A 20,049-nucleotide genomic window follows, 5' to 3' on the forward strand; every position below is an offset into this window, starting at 1 on the left:
GTTCCAGGCCAGCCGCCTGCGCCGGGCCAGCCCCAGGCTCCCGGGCAGCAGCGCCCGGGTGTGCCCGGCCAGCCGGTTCCAGGTCAGCCCGTTCCCGGTCAACAGGCTCCGGGCCAGCCCGGCGGTCCCGGTGCCGGCCAGCCGCCCGGCCAGCCGGGCCAGCCCGGATTTGGGCAACAGCCCGGCCAGCCTGGACAGCCCGGTTTCGGCCAACGTCCGGGCCAGCCAGGTCAGCCCGGCCAACCCGGCTTCACGCAAGGCCAGCCGCGGCAGCCGGGCTATGTCGCCCCGCAGCCGGGTTACGGCGGCTATCCGGGAGGCTATCAGCAGCCGCGGACCAGCGGGTCGCGCATCAGCCCGGCCGGCGCGCTGGCCATTGGCGGCGCGGCCGGGCTTGTCGGCGGCTTCCTGGTCGGCCGCGGCACGCGCGACAACGGCATCGACGATATCAGGCGGGAACGCCGGGAGCAGAGCCGCGACGGCGTCATGGTCATCCAGGAGCCCGGCCGCACCATCGTCCGCGACGGCGACGGCTATTTCCTGCGCCATGACGAGACCGAGCGGTTCCGCGACCTCGGCGGCAATTTCCGCAGCGAACGCCGCGGCGGCGAGTTCTACTCGGTCTATGACCGGCCGGGCGGTGTCCAGGTCGTCACCGTGACCGACGAATACGGCCAGCTCCGCCGGCGCTTCCGCCGCTATCCCGACGGCCGCGAGGTGGTGCTGATCGAGAACTATTACGGCGGCCAGCCACGGTCCTTCGACGAGCAGGTGGTCGAGCTGCCGCCGCCGCGGCTCGACATCCCGCAGGAGCGCTACATCGTCGATACCGGCGTCGCCGACGAGCGGACCATCTACGAGACGCTCACCGCGCCGCCGGTGGCGCCGCTGCCCCGGCGCTATACCCTGGACGAGGTGCGCTACAGCCCGGCGGTGCGGGCCTATACGCGCAGCGTCGACATCAACACGATCAATTTCGATACGGGATCGTGGGCGGTGTCGCCAGGGCAGGTGCAGCAGCTGGCGACTGTCGCCCAGGCGATCAATCAGGCAGTGCAGCGCAATCCGGCCGAGGTCTTCCTCATCGAAGGCCACACCGACGCCGTGGGTTCGGATGTCGACAATCTCTCGCTGTCCGACCGCCGCGCGCAGTCGGTCGCAACCATCCTGACCCGCGACTTCAACGTGCCGCCGGAGAACCTGACCTCGCAGGGCTACGGCAGCCAGTATCCGAAGGTGCAGACGCAGGGCGCCTCGCGTGAGAACCGGCGGGTCACCGTCCGGCGCATCACCGACCTCCTGGCGCAGCAACAGCAGCAGCTGCAGCAATCCGACCAGCAGCAGCCGCAACAGCCGCAGCCGCAGCCGCAATAGGCTGGTGGTCCGATCTCCTTGTGGCGGCGCCTTCGGGCGCCGCCGCTGTTTTCAGGCCCCTGTCGCCGCCGCGAAGGCCATCGGCTTGGACAGGGTCTTTCGCACCGGCAAGCACTCGTCAACAGCCGGCGGCCGCCGTCCGAGAGATCGCCGTCGCCATCGACGGTCGTCCGGAACAGGGTCCCGGCGTCGCCCCAGCGGAATGCACGGCACGCTCGCTCGCGAGCGCCGCTCGCAGGAGATGATGGTGGCCGCCAGGCGGCGCGCCCTGGCGCTCAGCCGGGCACGCCGTTCGCCAGCAGTTCGCGCGCGATGATCGAGCGCTGGATCTGGTTGGTGCCCTCGTAGATCTGGGTGATCTTGGCGTCGCGATAGAGCCGCTCGACCTCGAAGCCCCTGATATAGCCGCTGCCGCCGAAGATCTGCACCGCATTGGCGGTCTGGGCCACAGCCATGTCGGCGGCGAAACATTTGGCCATGGAACAATAGATCGTCGCCGACCGGCCGCGCTCGAAAGCCTCCGCCGCGTTGTGCACCATCAGGCGCGCGGCAGTGATCTCCTTGGCCATGTCGGCCAGCATCCACTGCAGGCCCTGGAAGTCGGCGATGGCCTGGCCGAACTGCCGGCGGGTACGGGCATAGTCGAGCGCGGCCTCGAGCCCGGCCTGGGCAATGCCCACGGCGAGCGCGGCAATGCCGATGCGGCCCTTGTCGAGCGCGCTCATCATGATGGGAAAGCCGCGCCCTTCGGCGCCGAGCAGGGCGTCGGCAGGCAGCTCGACCGTATCGAACGCAAGGCCGCCGACCTGCGAGGCGCGCTGGCCCATCTTGTGTTCCTTCGGCCCGCGGCTGACGCCGGGCCTGTCGAGCTCGACGATGAAGATGCTCATGCCGCGCTTGCCGGCGGCCTTGTCGGTGCGCGCCAGGACGAAGCCGACATCGGCGACCGGGGCATTGTGGATCCAGAGCTTGGAGCCGTTGAGGCGCCAGCCGGCGGCTGTGCGCTCCGCCGTCGTCCGGATCCCGGAGACGTCGGTGCCGGCCTCGGCCTCGGTGATGCAATAGGCGGGCGCGAACTCGGCCCTGAGCAGGGGGCCGAGCCAGCGCGCCTGCTGCGCGGGCGTGCCGTGCACGGAGAGCAGCGTCGCGATCAGCTCGTAAAGGCCGCATTGGTCGGCGACCGAAGCGTAACCACGCGACAGTTCCTCCATGACCAGCGCATAGGCCAGCGCGTCGAGCCCGGCGCCGCCGAGCTCGGCGGGCGTCGTGATGCCGAACAGGCCGAGCTCGCCCATGCGCCGGTAGATGTGGCGCGGGAAGCTCTCGTCGCGGTCGAGCGCCTCGGCCTCTGGACGCACCACCTCCTCGGCGAAGCGGCGGGCAGTGCGGCGGATTTCCTGGTGGATCTCGGAGAGCGGCATCGGGCGGTCTTTCGGACGGGGCGGGGCCGGTCAGCGACCGGCTTCCACCCATTTCATGATGTGGGTGCCGGCGAGGCAGGTTTCGCCCGCCTGATTGACCACTTCCACGCGCGAGCGGGTGCGGCCGGCCGTGATATCGACCTCCTCGATCGTGTAGCGCGCGGTCAGGGTGTCGCCGATGAAGACGGGCTTGAGAAAGCGGATCCGGTCATAGCCGAGCGACACGGAGGTGCCGGCGGCACCGCGCTCGGCCGAGCGGCGCGACATCATGGAGGCGGTTGTGGAGAGGAGGCCCATGACCAGCGCGCCATGGGCGATGCGCCGGCCGAACGGGGTCCTGGCGGCATAGTCCTCGTTGACATGGATCGGATCGAAGTCGCCGGTCAATCCCGCGAAGAGCACGAGATCGGCCTCGGTGATGGTCTTGGCGAAGCTGGCCGTCTCGCCGACGTCAAGCCGTGTCGGGTTCATCCGGCCGCTCCGATGCGCAGGAAGCGGGCGACCTCCTCGGCCTGGCCGTCCAGCATGACGCGGCCGCCGAACACCGTGCAGCCGCGCTCGCGGGCATGGGCCATCAGCGGCGTCACCTCCGGCTTCATGACGATGTCGACGACCAGCATGTCGGCGCCGAGGCCATCGAGCGGGGCCGGCAGGCCGTCGCCCGCGGCCATGCCGGTGGGCGTCGCATTGACCAGCATGTCGTGGCCGGCAAGGTCCGGCGCGCCGGACCGCGCGGCGCAGCCCGGATAGGCCTCCGCCGTCCGCGAGGCCAGCGCCGCTGCCTTGGCGCCATCGACGTCGACGATGGTCAGTGCCGCGGCGCCGGCATCGGCGAGCGCGATCGCCACGGCGCTGCCGCCGCCGCCGGCGCCGAGCAGCAGGACGCGGCGGCCGCCCAATCGGATGCCGCGCTCGGTCAGGCCGCGGACGAGGCCGCGACCGTCGAACATGTCGCCGACCCAGCGGCCGTCCGGTTCGCGCCGGGCGGCATTGACCGCGCCGACCTTCGCCGCCATCGGCAGGATCTCGTCGAGCAGCGGGATGACGCGCGTCTTGTAGGGCACGGTCACCATGAAGCCGTCGAGATTGGCCATGGCCATCAGGCCGCGCACCGTTGCGTCGAACCGCTCCGGCAGGACATGGACCGGAACCTGCACGGCGTTGAGGCCGGCGGCGGCGAGCCGCGGATTGAAGACGCCGGGCGATTTCACCTGGGCGATCGGATCGCCGATGATGGCGAAGAGACGTGTTGCGCCGTCGATCAGGGCCTGGCGGCCGGCGGTTTCGGGAGAGCTCGAAGCGGTCATGATGCTGCTGCCTGCGAGGATTGTCCGATGGCGAGATGGGCCGGCGGGCGCCGGCCTGGCCGCGCCGCAAGATGCGCGGCAAGCCCTATCGGTTCCGGGCGGAACAGGCGCTCATCCATGCGCTTCAGGTTCGGCGAGACGGCGGGGCGGAAGCCCATGCGGCCGAGGACGTCGCGTTCCAGGTCGATGCCGGGGGCGATCTCGATCAGTTCGACGCCGCCGGGAGCGAGGCGGAACACCGCGCGCTCGGTGACGTAGAGCACGCGCTGGCCGCGCTCGGCGCCATAGGGGCCGCTGTAGGTGACCTGCTCGACCGCCGCGACGAGCTTCGCCTTGGGACCGTCGGCGACGATCTTCAGCGCGCCGTCGAGGAAGGCGAGCTCCGAGCTGCCGGCGGTGAATGTGGCGCTGAACACGACCGCCCGCGCGTTCTGGCTGATGTTGATGAAGCCGCCCGGCCCGACGATGCGCTTGCCGAACCGGCTGACATTGACGTTGCCGGCGGCGTCGGCCTCGGCGAAGGACAGGAAGGCGAGGTCGAGCCCGCCGCCGTCGTAGAAGTCGAACTGATAGGGCTGGTCGACGATGGCGGCATAGTTGCGCGCGGCTCCGGCATCGCCGCCGGAGGCGGGCGCGCCGCCGATCAGGCCCTGCTCGTTGGTCAGGCAGACCGCGTCGAGCACGCCTTCCTCCGCCGCGACATTGGCGATCCCCGTCGAGATGCCCGAACCGAGATTGCAGATCGCGCCGGGAAAGAGCTCGAGCGCCGCGCGGCGGGCGATGACCTTGCGGGCGTCGAGCGGCAGAACGGGAATGTCGGAGAGCGGCATGCGCAGCTCGCCGGCGTAGGCCGGGCTGTATTCCATCAGATAGGTCTGCCACTGGCCCGGCTCGACCACCACGAGGTCGACCAGGATGCCCGGGATCTTGACCGCCTTGGGCGACAGCGTGCCGCGCTTGGCCATGCGCTTGACCTGGACGATGACGAGGCCGCCGCAGCGCTTGGTCGCCTGGGCCTCCGAGAGCATTTCCAGGAACACCGCCTCCTGTTCCATCGTGACGTTGCCGTCCTCGTCGGCGGTGGTGCCGCGCAGGAAGCAGACATCGATGTGGAAGGGCTTGAAGAAAAGATGGTCCTCGCCGCGGAACTGGATGAGTTCGACCACGCCTTCCGGCGCCGAGCGGCTCTGGCGGCCGCCGCCGTGACGAGGATCGACGAAAGTGTGCAGGCCGGTCTTGGTGATGAGGCCCGGGCGCCCGGCGGCGATCTCGCGCATCAATTGCGAGAGCGCCCCCTGCGGCAGGGTATAGCCCTCCACCTTGTCGGCCAGCGCCATGTCGGAAATGCCGGGTGAATTGACGAAGGTGCCGCAGACGATGCGCTTCAGCAGCCCCTCATGGGCGAAGTGGCCGGCCCCCTTGCCGGCGCCGTCGCCGAGGCCGACCGGATGGACGGCGGTGATGTCGCGCGGCAGGCTCTCGGCGAGAAAGCGCCGCTCCAGCGCGGCCATCAGCGCCTCCGGCACGGCATGGCCGCCGCCCGAGCCGCCAATGACGATGGTGTCGCCCGACCGGATCAGCTTGACGGCCTCGTCGGCGCTCACGCGTTGCACGGCAACCTCCTCTCATGCTCAGGACAACTCGCCCGCGAAATGGCAGGCGGCGAAATGGCGGGGGCCATGCTCCACGAGCGGCGGCGGCTCGCTGGCGCAGATCGGCCTGGCGAGCGGGCAGCGGGTGCGGAAGCGGCAGCCGGATGGCGGATCGACGGCGCTCGGCGGTTCGCCGGCGAGCTTCAGGTGCGAGCGGCCGCGCTCCACCGCGGCGTCGGGGATCGGCACGGCGGAAATGAGGTAGCGGCTATAGGGGTGAAGCGGTCGCGCGAACAGCTGGTCGGCAGGCGCCACCTCCATGACCTTGCCGAGATAGAGCACCACGACCCGGTCGGAAATGTGCCTGACCACGGCGAGATCGTGGGCGATGAACAGGTAGGTCAGCCCGAAGCGCTCCTGCAGGTCGAGCATCAGGTTGATGATCTGGGCCTGGATATTGACGTCGAGCGCCGAGATCGGCTCGTCGGCGACGATGAAATCCGGCCTCACCGCCAGCGCCCGGGCGATCGAGATGCGCTGGCGCTGGCCGCCGGAGAATTCGTGCGGGAAGCGGTCGGCCGCGCGCGCGCCGAGACCGACGGTGGCGAGCAGCTCCTGGATCCGCTCGCGCGTCTCCCGCGGACCGCCGGTCAGGCCATGGAAGCGCAGCGGCTCGCCCAGGATGTCGGCAACGCTCATGCGCGGGTTGAGCGAGGCATAGGGGTCCTGGAACACCATCTGCATACGCCGGCGCAGCGGCCGGATCTGGCCCTGGCTCGCCTGCGCGATGTCGACGCCGTCGAACCGGATTTCGCCGGCATCGGGCTGGTGGATGCGGGTGACCACCCGCGCCAGGGTGGACTTGCCGCAGCCGGATTCGCCGACGAGCCCGACGGTCTCGCCGGGGAACACGTCGAGATCGACGTCGTCGACGGCATGGACATGGCGCGGACGCTCGAAAAAGCCGGTCTTCGGCAGGGCGAAATGCTTGACGAGGCCGCGCACCTTCAGGATCGGATCGGCCGCGGCGGGTGGGCCGCGGTCCGGCTGCGCGGCCGCGGCTGCCGCCGTGTGCCGTGCCGGGGTGAGCACGGTGCCGGCCTGCGTCACCCAGCAGCGCGCCTTGCGGCCGGGGGCGACCTCGGCGAGCGCGGGATGCTCGTCGCAGCGTGCGACCTTGAACGGACAGCGCGGCGCGAAGCGGCAGCCCTCCGGCATGGCCAGCGGGTCGGGCGGCTGGCCTTCGATGGTCGTCAGCCGCCGATCGCCGCGCGTCGTCTCGTCGATGCGCGGCACGGCATTGATCAGCGCCCAAGTATAGGGATGGCGTGGATCCTTCAGGAGATCCTCGGTCGGGCCTTCCTCGACCACTTCGCCGCCATACATCACGAGCGTGCGCGTGCAGACCCGGGCGATGACGCCGAGGTCGTGGCTGATCAGCACGATGGCCGTGCCGAAATCGCGGTTGAGCTCCCGCAGCAGGTCGAGGATCTGCGCCTGGATGGTGACGTCGAGCGCGGTGGTTGGCTCGTCGGCGATCAGCAGCGACGGCTCGTTGCTCATGCCGAGCGCCAGCATGACGCGCTGACGCATGCCGCCGGAAAACTGGTGCGGATAGCTGTCGACGGCGCGCTCGGGCGCGCTGACGCCCATCCGCCCGAGCAGGCCGACCGCGCGCGCTGCGGCCTCGCCGGCGGAATAGCGGCCATGGGTGACCATGGTCTCGGTGAGCTGCTTGGCGATCTTCAGGACCGGATTGAGCGAGGTCATCGGGTCCTGGAAGACCATGGCCATGCGGTCGCCGCGCAGGGTGCGCAGCTCCTCTTCCGAGGCCTTGAGAACGTCGCGGCCCTGGAACAGGATCTCGCCGCCGACGATGCGGCTCGGCTCCTCGAGAAGGCGCATCAGCGAAAGCGCCGTGACGCTCTTGCCGGAGCCGGATTCCCCGACAATGCCCAGCGCCTCGCCGGCTGCGACGGTGAAGGTGACGCCGTCGACGGCGCGCACCACGCCGGCGTCGGTGAAGAACTGGGTCCTGAGGTCGCGGACCTCGAGGGCGGGGGTGACGGTCAGCCCGTCGGGCGGCTTGATGCTCATGTTCATCGGGCCGCTCACCGTTTTCTCGCGCGCGGGTCGAGCCAGTCGCGCACGCCGTCGCCGAGGAAGTTGAAGCCGAGCACGATGCTAAGAATGGCAAGGCCCGGGAAGGCCGCCACCCACCATTGCTGCACCAGCTCGCGGCCTTCGGCCACCATCGAGCCCCATTCGGGGGTCGGCGGCACGACGCCGAGGCCAAGGAAGGAGAGCCCGGCGAAGGTGATGATGGCATTGCCGATGTCGAGCGTGACCAGCACGATCAGCGGCCCGATGGAGTTCGGGATGATGTGGCGGATCAGGATGCGTGCCGGGCTGAGGCCGACCACCATGGCCGCCTCGACATATTCCTGAGAGCGCTGCACCAGCACCAGGCTGTGGGCGAGGCGTGCGAATTTCGGCCACCACACCACCAGCATGGCGATGATGGTGTTGACCGTGCCGATGCCGAGCGCCGCGGCGATGGCGAGCGCCAGGATGATCGGCGGGAAACACAGGACGAGGTCGGTGAGGCGCATGATCACGCTCTCGATCCGGCCGCGCGCATAGGCGGCGAAGCCGCCGACCAGCGTGCCGAAGATGGCGCCGACCAGCACCACGACGAAGCCGGTGGTGAGCGAGATGCGGGCGCCATAGAGCAGCCGCGTGAAAACGTCGCGGCCGAGCACGTCGGTGCCGAGCCAGTGCTGCCAGGTCGGCGGCTGCAGCCGGTTGGTGACGTCGACCGCGTCGGGCTTGTAGGGGGTGAGCCAGGGCGCGACGAGAGCGATCAGCACCCAGGCGAGCACGATGGCCGCGCCAAGGGCGGCAAGGCCGTAGCGCCGGCGCCAGCGCTGCGCCCGGGTCGGCACCGGGCGGACGGCGGCTGCGGCGGCTTCGGCGGTGACGCTCATCGGTCCGCCGGTCATCGGTCCGCCGGTCATCGGTTCACCCTCGGATCGAGCAGGGCGTAGCTGATGTCGATGAGCAGGTTGATCAGCAGGTAGACCAGCGCGACGATGAGGGTGATGCCCATGATCGCCGGGAAGTCGAGGGTCGCCGCGCTGCGGAAGGTGTAGCGGCCGAGGCCCGGCCAGGAGAACACGGTCTCGGTCATGACCGCGCCCGTCAGCAGGTTGGCATAGGCGAGGCCGCCGAGGGTGACGACCGGGATCAGCGCGTTCGGCAGGACATGGCCGGTAATGACCGTGTAGCGCTTCAGGCCCTTGGCCCGGGCGACGCGGACATAGTCCTGCTGGATGCTCTCCAGCATGCTGGCGCGGGTCGTGCGGGTGATCAGGCCGAGCGTCGCCGCGGCCAGGACGATCGAGGGCAGGACGAGATGGGCGGCGGCGTCGCGGAAGGTCTCCCAGTCGCCGGCGATGACGGTGTCGATCAGCATCAGGCCGGTGACGGAAGGCGGCGGCATGGCGATGGCGTCCAGCCGGCCGGGGCCCGGCGCGATCTCCAGTCCGCCGTAGAAGATCGCCAGCATGATGAAGGCGAGCCAGAACGTGGGCGAGGAGACGCCCACCAGCGAGACGACGCGGGCGACGTGATCGATCCAGGTGTCGCGCCAGACCGCCGCCATGATGCCGAGCGGAATGCCGATGCCGAGGGCGAGCAGGAAGCTGATGGTGGCGAGCTCGATGGTGGCGGGCGCGAACTGGGCGATGTCCTCGAGCACGGGGCGCTGCGAGGCGATGGAAATGCCGAGATCGCCCTGGGCGAGCCCCTTCAGGAACAGGAGGTAGCGGTGCCACAGCGGCAGATCGAGGCCCCATTTGGCGCGCCACTCGGCGACGAACTCCTTGTTGGAGGCGGCGACGTCGCCGAGCTGGGCGAGGATGGGATCGCCGGGCACGGTATTGGCGATCAGGAAGATCACCAGGGTGGCCAGCAGCGCCATCATGGCGGTCGTGCCGAGGCGGGAGACGATGAAGCGCAGCATCGCTCAGGCCCGCTCGGGGGGGCTCGAGGCGGGTGGGGCGCGGAAGCGCGGTGGAGCAGCAGCCATCAGGCCGCACGGATGGCGGGCCAGCATGTTTCCTCCGGTGATTTTTGTTATTTAGATCGTTCTAAATTCTGGATGACGGGCTGTCAATCGCGACGTAGTGTACAGGGCAACGATGCGGCACGCGCCAAAAAAAACCGCCGCGGACGGGGAAACAGCCGAGAGGAACGATGGCCGGGACGGCGGGGAGCGAAGCCGGAGACAGCCGCGCGGGCATCGCGCCGCGGTCAGCGGCGCGGCGGCCCGCTGGAATCGCGGAGCATCAGCTTCGGCTGCAGCACGACACGGCGCGGCGGCGCATCCGGATGCTCGATCCGCTCGAGCAGCAGCCGCGCCGCGGCGCGGCCGATGCCTACGGAATCGATCTCGACCGTCGACAGGGCCGGCGTCCACAGCGCCGCCTCGGCAAGGTCGTCATAGCCGACCACCGCGAAGTCGCGCCCCGGCTCGCGGCCGATCTGGCGCAGGCCCAGCATCACCCCGAAGGCGAGCACGTCGTTGAAGCAGACGGCCGCGGTCGGCGGATCGTCGAGTGCGACGAGCGCCTTGACCGTCTCGGCGCCGAAGCTGCGGCTGGCGACCCCGGGCACGACCAGGGCCGGGTCGACCGGAATGCCGTGATCGGCGAGCGCGCGGCGATAGCCGGCACGCCGTTCCGCGCCGGTCGAGACGAGGTCGGTGCCGCCGATCATGGCGATGCGGCGGTGGCCGAGCTCGATCAGATGGCTGGTCGCCATGCGCATGCCGGCCTCGTTGGCATGGCCGGCATAGTCGAGGCCGGAGCCGGCGATGTCGCGCGAGATCAGCACGCAGGGCACGCCAAGCTCCTTCAGCCGGCGCAGCGACTGGCGCGAGGTGCCCTGGGCCGGGCAGATCGCCAGCCCGTCGGCATTGTATTCGCGCATGGTGGCGATGAACTGGTCCTGGCGTGCGGGGTCCTCGTCGGAATTGGCGATGAAGACGGTGCGGCCGAGGTCGAGGAACGAGCGCTGGATCGCAGCGGTCAGCTCGGTGAAATAGGGGTTGGTGATCTCGTTGATCGCCACGCCGATCGTGTGGGTATGGCGCGTGCGCAGATTGGCCGCGCCGCGATTGTAGATGTAGCCGAGCGCCTGGCAGGACTGCAGCACCTTGAGGCGCGTCGCTTCGGCGACCAGCGGGCTCTTGCGCAGCACCAGCGAGACGGTCGCGCGCGACACGCCGGCATGGATCGCCAGGTCGTGCAGGGTCACGCGCTGCGGTCTCGTTGGGACTTTCGGCTGCCCCGTCATGCGCCCTCGCGCGCCCCCTTCGAACACCAGTTCCAAATCTGTCCTTATTGGAAAGGAATGAGCGATGGAAGATGAGGTTGTACTGATCAGGGACGGCTTCGTCGCCGAAATCGTGCTGAACCGGCCGGCCAAGCTCAATGCCGTGACCCCGGCCATGGCCGCCCGCCTGCAGGAGCTCTGCCGCGCCCTTGACGCCGACGCGGACGTGCGCGCGGTGCTGATCCGGGGGGCCGGCGGCAAGGCCTTTTCGGCAGGCAGCGACCTCAACGCGCTCGCGGGCTATTCCAGCGCCTGGGCCTTTCGCAACCGCGTGGAATATGCGACCGCGGTGCGCGACATGCGCAAGCCCGTGGTGGCGGCGCTGCGCGGCTGGGTGCTGGGCGGCGGTGCGGAGACGGCGCTGTCGGCCGATATCAGGGTGATGGGCCGCGGTGCGCGCCTCGGCTTTCCCGAGGTGCAGCGCGGCTGGGTCGGCGGCGGCGGCGCCTCCCAGCTCCTGCCGCGGCTCGTCGGCTATGGCCAGGCCATGAAGCTGCTGCTGACCGGCGACCCGATCGAGGCGGCCGAGGCCCATCGTCTCGGCATCGTCGAATATCTCGTCGACGACGATCAGGTGGAGGCGGAGGCGCGCCGGCTCTGCACGCGGCTCGCCGGCTTCAGTCCGGTGGCGGTCGAGGCCGTGAAGGCCTCCGTCCGGATGGCCATGGCGTCGACGCTCGCGGCCGGCCTGCGCTACGAGAACGAGATGAACACGCTGTGCTTTGCCGCCGGCGACCATATGGAGGGCATCCGCGCTTTCCAGGAAAAGCGCGAAGCCTCGTTCCGTCAGTGACCCACCCTGCCAGCGGCCGCCAAGAGGGGATCCAACATGCCGAGGACGCGCGTCTTCCTGACCCACACGCCCGACATGCTCGCCAACTATTATGGACCGCGCGCGGTCGCCGCGCTCGAGGCCATGGCCGATGTCGCGATCAACCCGACCGGCCGGGTGCTCGACGGCGAGGAGCTCGCCCGGGCGGCGGCGGGCGCGGCGATCATCGTCTCCGATCGCATGACGGTCGGCTCGGCGGCGCTGTTCCGCGCCGCGCCCGATCTCGTCGCCTTCCTGCGCTGCGCCGTCGACATCCGCAACATCGACGTCGCGGCAGCCAGCGAGGCGGGGGTGCTGGTGACCCGCGCGACACCCGGCTTCGCGGCTTCCGTCGCCGAGCTCGGCTTTGGCATGATGATCGATCTCGCCCGTGGCGTATCGGCGGCCGTCGGCCGCTATCGCGCCGGGGCGCAGCCGGTCGCGCAGATGGGGCGCCAGCTGAAAGGTTCGACCATCGGCATTCTCGGCTACGGCGCGATCGGCCGGCATATGGCGCAGCTCGCCAGGGCCTTCGGCATGCGGGTGCTTGCCGCCGATCCGCACAAGACGATCGCCGAGGAAGGGATCGAGCAGGTATCGTTCGAGACGCTGCTGGCCGAGGCCGATTTCGTCGTCTGCCTGGTGGTGGCCACCGACGAAACCGAGAACCTGATGGACAGCGCCGCTTTCGGCCGCATGAAGCCGACGGCCTTCTTCGTCAACCTGTCGCGCGGCAATCTGGTCGATGAGGCAGCTCTCGCGGCGGCGCTCGACGGCGGCGCGCTGGCCGGCGCGGCCATGGATGTCGGCCGGGCGCCGGACCAGATGCCCTCGCTCGCGCTGGCGGCGCGCTCCGACGTCATCGCCACCCCGCATACCGGCGGCTTGACGCCGGCGGCGATCGAGCACCAGGCCTTCGACACGGTCGGGCAGGTGAAGGCGCTGCTTGCCGGCGAAGCGCCCGCCGGCGCGGTCAATCTCGCCGCGGCGACGCGCCTCGCCCGGCTCGCCGCGCCCTCGTGACCCCGCCCTGCGCCCCTGCCTGCTACGGCCCGAAGGTCGTCAGAAGGCTGCGCAACGCCATGACGGCCAGCGCCGCGGCGATGATCTTGCCGCTGAGTGCGATCGCGATGGGTGGAGCCTGGAGCTTCAGGACATGCACGCCGGAGACCAGCACCAGCCACCAGGAGAGCGACCCCAAAAAAATGCCGATGGCGAGCACGCCGCTCCCGGCCGGCGCGCCGCCATCGGCAAGGAGTGGCGCTGCCGCCACGAACAGAACCAGGGTCATGGGATTGACGAAGCCGAAGGCGACCGCCGACGCATAGAGATTGGCGAGCGTGCCGCCGGTCGGGACGGGGCCGCAGGCCGGGCGTACCTTGCGGCGATAGATGCGGATGGCGAGAGCGAAGAGGACCATGGCGAGCACTGCCGAAATGGGCCGCGAATGATCGCTCAGCCATTGCCTGGAGAGGGCGCCGAGGCCGCCTGCGGCCACCGTGCCATAGATGAAATGGACGGTTGAGGCGGCCGCCCCGGTGGCAAGGCCGGCCTTGATGCCGAGGGCGAGCGTGCGCTCGATGCACAGGAGGCCCATCGGTCCGATCGGCACGGCGACCGCAAGGCCCAGCAAGGCGCCGGCAAGAAGCGAGGACATGGCCACCTCGCTCACGGCTGCCGGCCGCCTGCGCCGAGCGTCGACGCAAGAGACCGGGGAGCGGGCGAGCCTGCAAAGCCATGCGGCATGGCGATCTCCGTGTCGTCCCGCGCCAGCGGAACCGATCTGAATCCCCACGCCGTATGCCCCCGCGTAAGATCTGATGTTTTCGAACCACCGCACTAATGGCAGATGCCGGTCATCGCGCTTCGGAAAACTCCGCATCTGCGCGGCCGCATGCGGGTTGATACGTAGCCGGGCGCCGTGTTACGTTGCGTTACACATCGGTGCGATGTGGTTTCGAAGGGGCCAGCCGCCGCCGGTCCCGCACGGACTTGGTGCTGACCTGTTGCCTTGGGCGATGTGCGTTCGCCGGCACAGGGACATACGGGAGGCGGCGATGGAACATCAGGTCGTTGACGACATCTATGAGGCCGCCTTCCAGCCGGACCGGTGGCTCCCGGTGCTCGACCAGCTTGCCGAGATTGCCGATCCCGGCGGCGGCGCGCCGAACGAAGCGGCCTTGATGCTCTATGCGGATCGCAAGCCGATCCGTTTCAAGGCTGGCGAGACGCTCACGCGCAGCATCGAGGAGTTCATCGCGGCCGACGGCTGGAAAGAAAGCCGGCTGATCAGCTATTTCCAGGCCAACCCCTTCACCGGCTTCGTCCTGGGGGATGACTATTATCCGCGCGAGCTCATCGCCGAGGAGAGGGTGCTGCGGGCCAATCTGGCGCGCGGATTCGGCGCCATGCTCGGCACCATCATTCCCATGCCGAGCGGCGAGCTCGCCGTGATGACGCTCAATCGGCGCCAGGAGGACGGGCCCTATCCGGACGGCGCGGCGACGCGTCTCGACGGCTTTCATCCACATCTCGCCCGGGCCGCCTTCATCGCGGCGCGGCTCGGTCTCGAACATGCGCGCGTGGCGGTCGCGACGCTCGAAGCGCTCGGTCTGCCGGCCGTGGTGCTGACGGCGCGCGGACGGGCGATCGCCGCCAACAGCCTGGTCGGCGACGTCGCCGGGACGCTGCTGTCGACGGCCTTCGGCGGCGTCGCCCTTGCGCATCCCTCGGCCAACCGGCTGCTGCAGGACGCGGTCGCGCGGCTCGCCGCGCGCGGCGGCCCTGCGGTCGCGTCCATCCCGATCCCTGCCGTCGACGACATGCCGGCCATGGTGGCGCATGTCCTGCCGCTGCGCGGGGCGGTGCAGGACGTCTTTGCCCAGGGCGAGGTGCTGGTCGCCCTGACGACCGTCAATACCAGCAACCTCGTGCCTTCGGCCTCCGTCCTGACCGGGCTGTTCGACCTCACGCCCTCCGAGGTGCGTCTTGCGACGCAGCTTGCCCACGGCACCTCGCTGAAGAGCGCGGCGGCGGCCTGCGGCATCGCCTTTTCGACGGCCCGGTCCTATCTCGAGCGGATCTTCGTCAAGACCGGCGTGCGCCAGCAGAGCCAGCTCGTGGCGCTGCTGAAAAGCGCGCAGCCGCTGCGGTGACGCGCCCCGGCGCCGCCGCGCCGAGGCTGGCCGCCCGGATCAGGACGAGACCGGCTTGACGTCGTGCATGTCGAGCATCCAGCCGGCCGCGGTCAGCGGCAGCTTGCTCAGCGTGTTGCGCGCGGCGATCTGGTAGACCGGCTGGAACAACAGGATGAGATTGGCCTGGTCGACCAGGCGCCTCTGGTACTCGACCCAGAGGTCGGCCTGCTTCTTCGCGTCGGTTTCGGCCGCCGCGTCGCGCACCAGCTTGGTGACCTCGGGCGGCACCTCCCAATGGACGCGCCTGGCCACGCGCTCGACGGTCGCCGCAGCCCAGAGCAGGTTTTCCACGGCTGGCGGGTTCCAGAAAGTGAGCAGGCCGCCCTGCGCCTTGTTGCCGGTATAGGTGGTGCGCAGATTGACCTGGTCCATCGGGTTGAGCTTGGCGCGGATGTTCACCCGGGCAAGGTCGGCCTGCAGCTTCTGGGCGAGCGTCTGATAGGTGATGCCCGCGATCGCGGCATTGCCATAGGCGATCTCGAATTCGAAGCCATCGGCGAGGCCGGCGCCCTGCAGGAGCTGGCGGGCCTTGTCGAGATCCTGGCGGAAACCGACCTGGCGGGCGATCTCCTCGGTGGAGCCGGAAACGCCGATGGGCAGGAAATGGGCGGGCCGGATGGCGGCGCCGCCGAGCAGGTTCTTGATGATGCCGTCATAGTCGATGGCATGGCCGATGGCCTGGCGGGCCGCCTTCTGGGCCAGCGCCTTGTTGTATTCGGCCTCCTGGGTCACCGCCATGTAGACGAAGTCGAGGCTGGTCAGCGCCTCCAGCCGGACATTCGGTTCCGACTTGAGCGTTGCGACCTGCTCGGGGATCAGGTTGAAGGCGATGTCGATGTCGCCGCGGCGGATCGACAGGAGCTGGGCGGCGCTGTCGCCGATATGGCGGATGATGACGCGCTCGAACGGCGGCTTGCCGCGCCAGGAATGCTCGTTGCGGACGAACTGGATCTGGGCGTTGCGTTCCCAGCGCGTCAGCCGGTAGGCGCCGGTTCCAGCCGAATTCTCGTTGAGCCAGGTGGTCGCCTTGTCCTTGGTCTTGGCGTCGCGGCTGGCATCGCCGCCATGCTGCTCGACCAGCTTGCGGTCGTAGATGACGAAGCCGGGCGCGGCGATGATGGTCAGGAGCGGCTGGGTCGGATCCTTCAGGATGATGTCGACCGTCCTGGCATCGACGATCTCGGTGCGCTCGACATGCGAGATATATTGCGCGGTCTGGTCGCCGAGATGGAGGACGCGGTCCATCGACCATTTGACGTCCTCGGCGGTCATCGGATTGCCGCTGGCGAACTTGACGTTGTCGCGCAGGGTGAAGCGCCAGCCCCTGCCGTCAGGGGTGCGCTCCCATTTGGTGGCGAGCGCCGGACGGATGGTGATGTAGTCGCCCGGGGTCATGGTGACGAGCATGTCGTAGGCCGCGAACAGCGTCATCGGCGGCGTATATTGGGCCTGGCGTGCCGGATCGAGCGTGATCGTGTCGGAGATGTCGATGCCGATCACCAGCGTGTTGCGCCGGGCCTGGGCGTAGACGCGTTCGGGCAGGCCCGCCGCGATCGCCGCGCCGCCGAGGCCGATGAGCTTGGTCAGCGCGCGCCGCGAGATCCACCCCTTGTCGAAAGCCATGTCGTTTCTCCCTGGTCCCTGGTTGACGCGCACCGCTGGTGCGCCCGCCGGGTTCGCGCCCGGTGTCATTTTTGGATCGATCTAATTCCGACGCAGGCAACTCCCGTCTCGTGGCGTTCCGCGCCGGCTGCGAACTGTGCGTCGGGCGGCCGGTGCCGTCAATCCGCAGCGGCCGGCGCCGCCGGCGCCGGTCTGCATGCCTCATGCGTCGGGTTTGGGCCGCAGCCTGGTGAGCAGGCCCGTCTCGCCGTCCTGAACCACGGCGCCGTGCTGGTTGGTGACGGAGAAATGCAGCGTCGTCAGCCCGCGTCCGCCTTTCGAGGTGAGCCTCAGCGCCTTGACGCGCACCTCGACGCCGATCCGGTCGCCGGCGAGGATCGGGCCCTTGAAGTTCCAGTTCCAGCCCATGGAGGCGACCGCCATGATGCGCACGGAGGAGCGGTTCTTCAGGCCGTCGGCGAGGGCCAGGCCGAGAAGGCCGTGGGCGACCCGGCCTTCGAATCCCTGGGCGCGGGCGAATTCATCGTCCATGTGCAGGTCGAAGAAATCCCCCGACAGGCCGGCGAAGCCGACGATGTGGGCATCGGTGATAACGATGTGCCCGGTGCGATAATGATCGCCCACGGCCAGATCCTCGAACCAGTATTCGCCCGGCGCAAGCAGGCGTCCGCCGTCGGTGGTGTGCTCCGTCACGGATAGGTTCCTTCAGAGCTTGGCGACCGACAGGCCGCCGTCGACATGGATCACCTCGCCGGTCGTATAGGCGAGGGCGCCGCTCGCCAGGGCCGCAACGGCGGCGCCGACGTCGTCCGGCTCGCCCCAGCGCGCGATCGGCGCAAAACCTTCGGCGAACATGCGATCGTAGCGCTCGCGCGCGACCGCGGTCATGTCGGTGCGGATGACGCCGGGCCGTATCTCGTAGGCATGGATGCCTTCGGCGGCGAGACGCAGCGCGTAGACACGGCTCATCATGCTGAGCCCGATCTTGGAGATGCAATATTCGGCACGGTCCGGGGAGGCGGCCTCGGCATTCATCGAGGAGATGGTGATGAGGCTGCGGAAGGCGGGGCTCGACGTGTCGACCATGCGCCGTGCGACCGTCTGGGTCAGGAAGAACGGGCCGCGCAGATTGGTGCCGATCAGCCGGTCGAAACTCTCGGGCGAGACGTCGAAGATGTCACCGCGCGTCTTCACCGAAATGCCGGCGTTGTTGACGAGGCAGTCGATCCGGCCGAAGGCGGTCCAGGCGGCGTCGACCAGCCGGCCGTGGTCCGCAAGGTCGGCGATATCCCCGGGCACCGCGGCGACGTCCGCGCCGTCCCGGCGCAGATCCGCCACCGTCGCATCGAGGTCGGGCGAGCTTGCAAGGTCGTTTGCGACGAGGCGGAAGCCCTTGGCCGCGAGCGAGCGGGCGATGGCCCGGCCGATACCCCGGCCGGCTCCGGTCACGAAGGCGACCGGGGCATCGTTGCGCATGGTGTTCTCCCTGTCCTTGGTCCGACCCGTGTCGCCCGACATTGGTTTATCGCAATTTAGAACGATCTAAATTGCGATGATGTCAAGAGGCTTCGTTGATCGGCCGAGGGGCGGGATGGGTGGTCAGCCGACCCGGATGCCGTAGGCGACGCCGTCGCGGCCGGGGTCGGCGCCGCCTTCGAGCCGGCCGTCCGGCGTCACGCGGATGCCATGGACGACACCGAAATAGTGGCTCATCGGGTTGCGGATCACCTCGTAGCCCATGGCTTCGAGAGCATCGGTGGTCCAGCGCGGAATGCGGTTGGTGACGTCGATCGCATTGCTGGTGGCGGAGAAGCGCGGCGCGCTGACCGCCTCGGCCATGGTCATGCCGAAATCGACGACGTTCAGGATCGCCTGCAGCACGCCCATGACGATCTGCGTGCCGCCGGGCGCGCCGATGACGAGCTCGACCTTGCCCTCATTGAAGACGATGGTCGGGCACATCGCGCTGAACCGGCTCTTGCCGGGCGCGATGCTGCCGGCGCGGCCCGGCCGCGGGTCGAACACGCCCATGCAGCCGTTGTACATGAAGCCCAGTCCCTCGGTGATGACCCCCGAGGGCATGCCGAGCGAATGGGTGAGCGTCACGCAGTTGCCCTGCGGATCGATCACGCCGACATGAGTCGTGTCCTTCGGCACGCCCGAGGCCTGGTAGCGCGTGACATGGGCCTTCACCCCGGCCCTGATCTCGGCCGCCGCCTCGCGGGCGTCGCGTTTCGAGATGATCCGCTCGACCGGGATCTCGACGAAGCGGGGGTCGCCGACATGGCGGTCCTTGTCGACGGTCGAGCGCTTCATCGCCTCGCAGACGGTGCGGATATAGTCCGGGGAATTGTGGCCGAGTGCCTTCAGGTCGAAATTCTCCAGGATGTTGAGCATCTGGATCAGCATGATGCCGCCGCCGGGCGGCTGGTTGCTGGAGATCCGCCGGCCGCGATAGGTGCCTTCGAGCGGCGGCTGCCGGCTGGGCGCGAAGGCCGCCAGGTCCTCGGCGGAGAGCAGCGCGTCATGTGCCCGCATGTCGGCCGCGATGCGCCGGCCGATCTCGCCGGTATAGAAATCCTCGGAGCCGGCCTCGGCGATGCGGCGGAGCACGCGGCCGTAGTCGGGGTTGCGGATCAGTTCGCCGAGCCGTTTCGGCGAGCCGTCGGGGCGCTGGTAGAGGGCTCGCCCGGCGGCGGTGAAATGGACCCGCTCCTGGTTCGACGCGCGGCCCATGCTGCCCTCGTCGCTCCAGAACGAGGCGACGGCGGGCCGCACCAGCCAGCCCTCCTCGGCGAAGCGGATCGCAGGCTCGAGCACCTCGGCCCAGGGCAGCCTGCCGTGGCTGCGATGGGCAAGGTCGAGCGCCTTCAGTGTCGCCGGCACGGCGATCGAGCCGTAGCCGACATCGTTGACGGCGCCCTTCAGGATGAAGCCGAAGCCGTCGCGCGTCTCGCCCTCGATGAGGTCCTGCCACATGGTGGGCGTGGCCTTCAGCGGGGCCGGTGCGTGGAAGTCGATATAGTCGTGGCGGATGCCGGGCAGGAAGAGGCCCATGCTGCCGAAGCCGGCTATGCCGCACATGAGTGGGTCGACGACGGTCTGGACCAGGGCTGCGGCGACGGCGGCGTCGACCGCAGTGCCGCCGCGCATCAGCATGACCGCGCCCGCTTCGGCCGCCTCGGGCTGGGCCGCCACCACCATCGCATTGTCATGTGCCATCATGGCCTCCGAACGGACGGCCGGCGTGGTCAGCGCCGGCGCTGCATGTGGCCCGCGGCAGTGGCGCCGCCTGTCCTGCCGGGGCCCGACCATCGCCTTCGCGAG

The 20,049-nt window shown here is 69.4% G+C and carries 18 protein-coding genes; 4 read left to right on the forward strand and 14 right to left on the reverse strand.

From position 1 onward, the window contains the following. On the reverse strand, positions 1-549 hold a 549-nt coding region (locus tag OZ671_RS28895; RefSeq protein WP_268863918.1), incomplete at its 3' end, for a hypothetical protein. Between OZ671_RS28895 and OZ671_RS28900 the strand changes: the two genes are divergently transcribed. Continuing rightward, positions 487-1,374 carry an OmpA family protein gene (locus OZ671_RS28900; protein ID WP_268863919.1) on the forward strand — a complete coding sequence of 296 codons (888 nt, stop codon included), beginning with the start codon at positions 487-489 and terminating at the stop codon, positions 1,372-1,374. The genes OZ671_RS28895 and OZ671_RS28900 overlap by 63 nt on opposite strands. A 275-nt stretch (positions 1,375-1,649) precedes the next feature. On the opposite strand, the gene OZ671_RS28905 is transcribed toward OZ671_RS28900, so the two are convergent. The 8 genes from OZ671_RS28905 to OZ671_RS28940 form a co-directional block, all read right to left on the reverse strand. Continuing rightward, entirely contained in the window at positions 1,650-2,795 is a 1,146-nt protein-coding gene (locus tag OZ671_RS28905) for an acyl-CoA dehydrogenase family protein (protein ID WP_268863920.1), read from the reverse strand. A 30-nt stretch (positions 2,796-2,825) separates the two neighbouring features. Further along, positions 2,826-3,266, reverse strand: a complete 441-nt coding sequence (locus OZ671_RS28910) for a MaoC family dehydratase (RefSeq protein ID WP_268863921.1) — start codon at positions 3,264-3,266, stop codon at positions 2,826-2,828. After that, positions 3,263-4,102, reverse strand: coding sequence for a shikimate dehydrogenase family protein (locus OZ671_RS28915; protein ID WP_268863922.1), 840 nt, complete (start codon positions 4,100-4,102; stop codon positions 3,263-3,265). Before OZ671_RS28915 ends, OZ671_RS28910 begins: the two co-directional genes overlap by 4 nt. Continuing rightward, the gene (locus OZ671_RS28920; protein WP_268863923.1) at positions 4,099-5,715 is read right to left on the reverse strand and encodes an acyl CoA:acetate/3-ketoacid CoA transferase; all 1,617 of its coding nucleotides are present in this window, start codon (positions 5,713-5,715) and stop codon (positions 4,099-4,101) included. Before OZ671_RS28920 ends, OZ671_RS28915 begins: the two co-directional genes overlap by 4 nt. Before the next feature lie 18 nt (positions 5,716-5,733). Continuing rightward, positions 5,734-7,797, reverse strand: coding sequence for an ABC transporter ATP-binding protein (locus OZ671_RS28925; protein WP_268863924.1), 2,064 nt, complete (start codon positions 7,795-7,797; stop codon positions 5,734-5,736). 8 nt (positions 7,798-7,805) lie between these two features. Then, positions 7,806-8,711: an ABC transporter permease gene (locus tag OZ671_RS28930; RefSeq protein ID WP_268863925.1), complete on the reverse strand. Its 906-nt coding sequence runs from the start codon at positions 8,709-8,711 to the stop codon at positions 7,806-7,808. Then, positions 8,708-9,718, reverse strand: coding sequence for an ABC transporter permease (locus OZ671_RS28935; RefSeq protein WP_268863926.1), 1,011 nt, complete (start codon positions 9,716-9,718; stop codon positions 8,708-8,710). The genes OZ671_RS28930 and OZ671_RS28935 overlap by 4 nt, the downstream gene beginning before the upstream one ends. Before the next feature lie 290 nt (positions 9,719-10,008). Beyond that, positions 10,009-11,013 (reverse strand): LacI family DNA-binding transcriptional regulator, encoded by a 1,005-nt coding sequence (locus OZ671_RS28940; RefSeq protein ID WP_268863927.1) that lies wholly within the window; start codon positions 11,011-11,013, stop codon positions 10,009-10,011. Between the two features lie 103 nt (positions 11,014-11,116). On the opposite strand from OZ671_RS28940, the gene OZ671_RS28945 reads away from it, so the two are divergent. Together OZ671_RS28945 and OZ671_RS28950 are read left to right on the forward strand one after the other, a co-directional pair. Beyond that, positions 11,117-11,884 (forward strand): enoyl-CoA hydratase/isomerase family protein, encoded by a 768-nt coding sequence (locus OZ671_RS28945; RefSeq protein WP_038301610.1) that lies wholly within the window; start codon positions 11,117-11,119, stop codon positions 11,882-11,884. A 36-nt stretch (positions 11,885-11,920) separates the two neighbouring features. Continuing rightward, positions 11,921-12,925, forward strand: coding sequence for an NAD(P)-dependent oxidoreductase (locus OZ671_RS28950; RefSeq protein ID WP_268863928.1), 1,005 nt, complete (start codon positions 11,921-11,923; stop codon positions 12,923-12,925). A 22-nt stretch (positions 12,926-12,947) separates the two neighbouring features. Here OZ671_RS28950 and OZ671_RS28955 read toward each other — a convergent pair whose 3' ends face one another. After that, a complete protein-coding gene (locus tag OZ671_RS28955; protein ID WP_038301612.1) occupies positions 12,948-13,559 on the reverse strand; it encodes a LysE family translocator in 612 nt (203 codons plus the stop codon). Positions 13,560-13,959: 400 nt separating this feature from the next. Here OZ671_RS28955 and OZ671_RS28960 point away from each other — a divergent pair, with 400 nt between their 5' ends. Next, on the forward strand, positions 13,960-15,057 hold the full coding sequence (locus tag OZ671_RS28960) for a helix-turn-helix transcriptional regulator (protein ID WP_038301613.1): 1,098 nt from the start codon (positions 13,960-13,962) through the stop codon (positions 15,055-15,057). Between the two features lie 39 nt (positions 15,058-15,096). On the opposite strand, the gene OZ671_RS28965 is transcribed toward OZ671_RS28960, so the two are convergent. The 4 genes from OZ671_RS28965 to ggt form a co-directional block, all read right to left on the reverse strand. Then, positions 15,097-16,722, reverse strand: coding sequence for an ABC transporter substrate-binding protein (locus OZ671_RS28965; protein ID WP_268863929.1), 1,626 nt, complete (start codon positions 16,720-16,722; stop codon positions 15,097-15,099). Positions 16,723-16,923: 201 nt separating this feature from the next. Then, the gene (locus OZ671_RS28970) at positions 16,924-17,415 is read right to left on the reverse strand and encodes a MaoC family dehydratase (protein ID WP_038301616.1); all 492 of its coding nucleotides are present in this window, start codon (positions 17,413-17,415) and stop codon (positions 16,924-16,926) included. Positions 17,416-17,427: 12 nt separating this feature from the next. After that, positions 17,428-18,198 (reverse strand): 3-ketoacyl-ACP reductase, encoded by a 771-nt coding sequence (locus OZ671_RS28975; protein WP_268863930.1) that lies wholly within the window; start codon positions 18,196-18,198, stop codon positions 17,428-17,430. Between the two features lie 123 nt (positions 18,199-18,321). Further along, positions 18,322-19,944: a gamma-glutamyltransferase gene (ggt, locus tag OZ671_RS28980; RefSeq protein WP_268863931.1), complete on the reverse strand. Its 1,623-nt coding sequence runs from the start codon at positions 19,942-19,944 to the stop codon at positions 18,322-18,324. Positions 19,945-20,049 lie beyond the last annotated feature (105 nt).

The organism is Phreatobacter sp. AB_2022a (assembly GCF_026847585.1).
Lineage (GTDB): Bacteria > Pseudomonadota > Alphaproteobacteria > Rhizobiales > Phreatobacteraceae > Phreatobacter.

Excerpts from the sequence above, each read along its gene's own strand:
- OZ671_RS28965 (WP_268863929.1), bottom strand. The coding sequence starts at position 16,722 with ATGGCTTTCGACAAGGGGTGGATCTCGCGGCGCGCGCTGACCAAGCTC.
- OZ671_RS28900 (WP_268863919.1), top strand. The coding sequence starts at position 487 with ATGGTCATCCAGGAGCCCGGCCGCACCATCGTCCGCGACGGCGACGGC.
- OZ671_RS28945 (WP_038301610.1), top strand. The coding sequence starts at position 11,117 with ATGGAAGATGAGGTTGTACTGATCAGGGACGGCTTCGTCGCCGAAATC.
- OZ671_RS28905 (WP_268863920.1), bottom strand. The coding sequence starts at position 2,795 with ATGCCGCTCTCCGAGATCCACCAGGAAATCCGCCGCACTGCCCGCCGC.
- OZ671_RS28930 (WP_268863925.1), bottom strand. The coding sequence starts at position 8,711 with ATGACCGGCGGACCGATGACCGGCGGACCGATGAGCGTCACCGCCGAA.
- OZ671_RS28960 (WP_038301613.1), top strand. The coding sequence starts at position 13,960 with ATGGAACATCAGGTCGTTGACGACATCTATGAGGCCGCCTTCCAGCCG.
- OZ671_RS28915 (WP_268863922.1), bottom strand. The coding sequence starts at position 4,102 with ATGACCGCTTCGAGCTCTCCCGAAACCGCCGGCCGCCAGGCCCTGATC.
- OZ671_RS28975 (WP_268863930.1), bottom strand. The coding sequence starts at position 18,198 with ATGCGCAACGATGCCCCGGTCGCCTTCGTGACCGGAGCCGGCCGGGGT.
- OZ671_RS28950 (WP_268863928.1), top strand. The coding sequence starts at position 11,921 with ATGCCGAGGACGCGCGTCTTCCTGACCCACACGCCCGACATGCTCGCC.
- OZ671_RS28935 (WP_268863926.1), bottom strand. The coding sequence starts at position 9,718 with ATGCTGCGCTTCATCGTCTCCCGCCTCGGCACGACCGCCATGATGGCG.
- OZ671_RS28955 (WP_038301612.1), bottom strand. The coding sequence starts at position 13,559 with ATGTCCTCGCTTCTTGCCGGCGCCTTGCTGGGCCTTGCGGTCGCCGTG.
- OZ671_RS28925 (WP_268863924.1), bottom strand. The coding sequence starts at position 7,797 with ATGAACATGAGCATCAAGCCGCCCGACGGGCTGACCGTCACCCCCGCC.
- OZ671_RS28910 (WP_268863921.1), bottom strand. The coding sequence starts at position 3,266 with ATGAACCCGACACGGCTTGACGTCGGCGAGACGGCCAGCTTCGCCAAG.
- ggt (WP_268863931.1), bottom strand. The coding sequence starts at position 19,944 with ATGGCACATGACAATGCGATGGTGGTGGCGGCCCAGCCCGAGGCGGCC.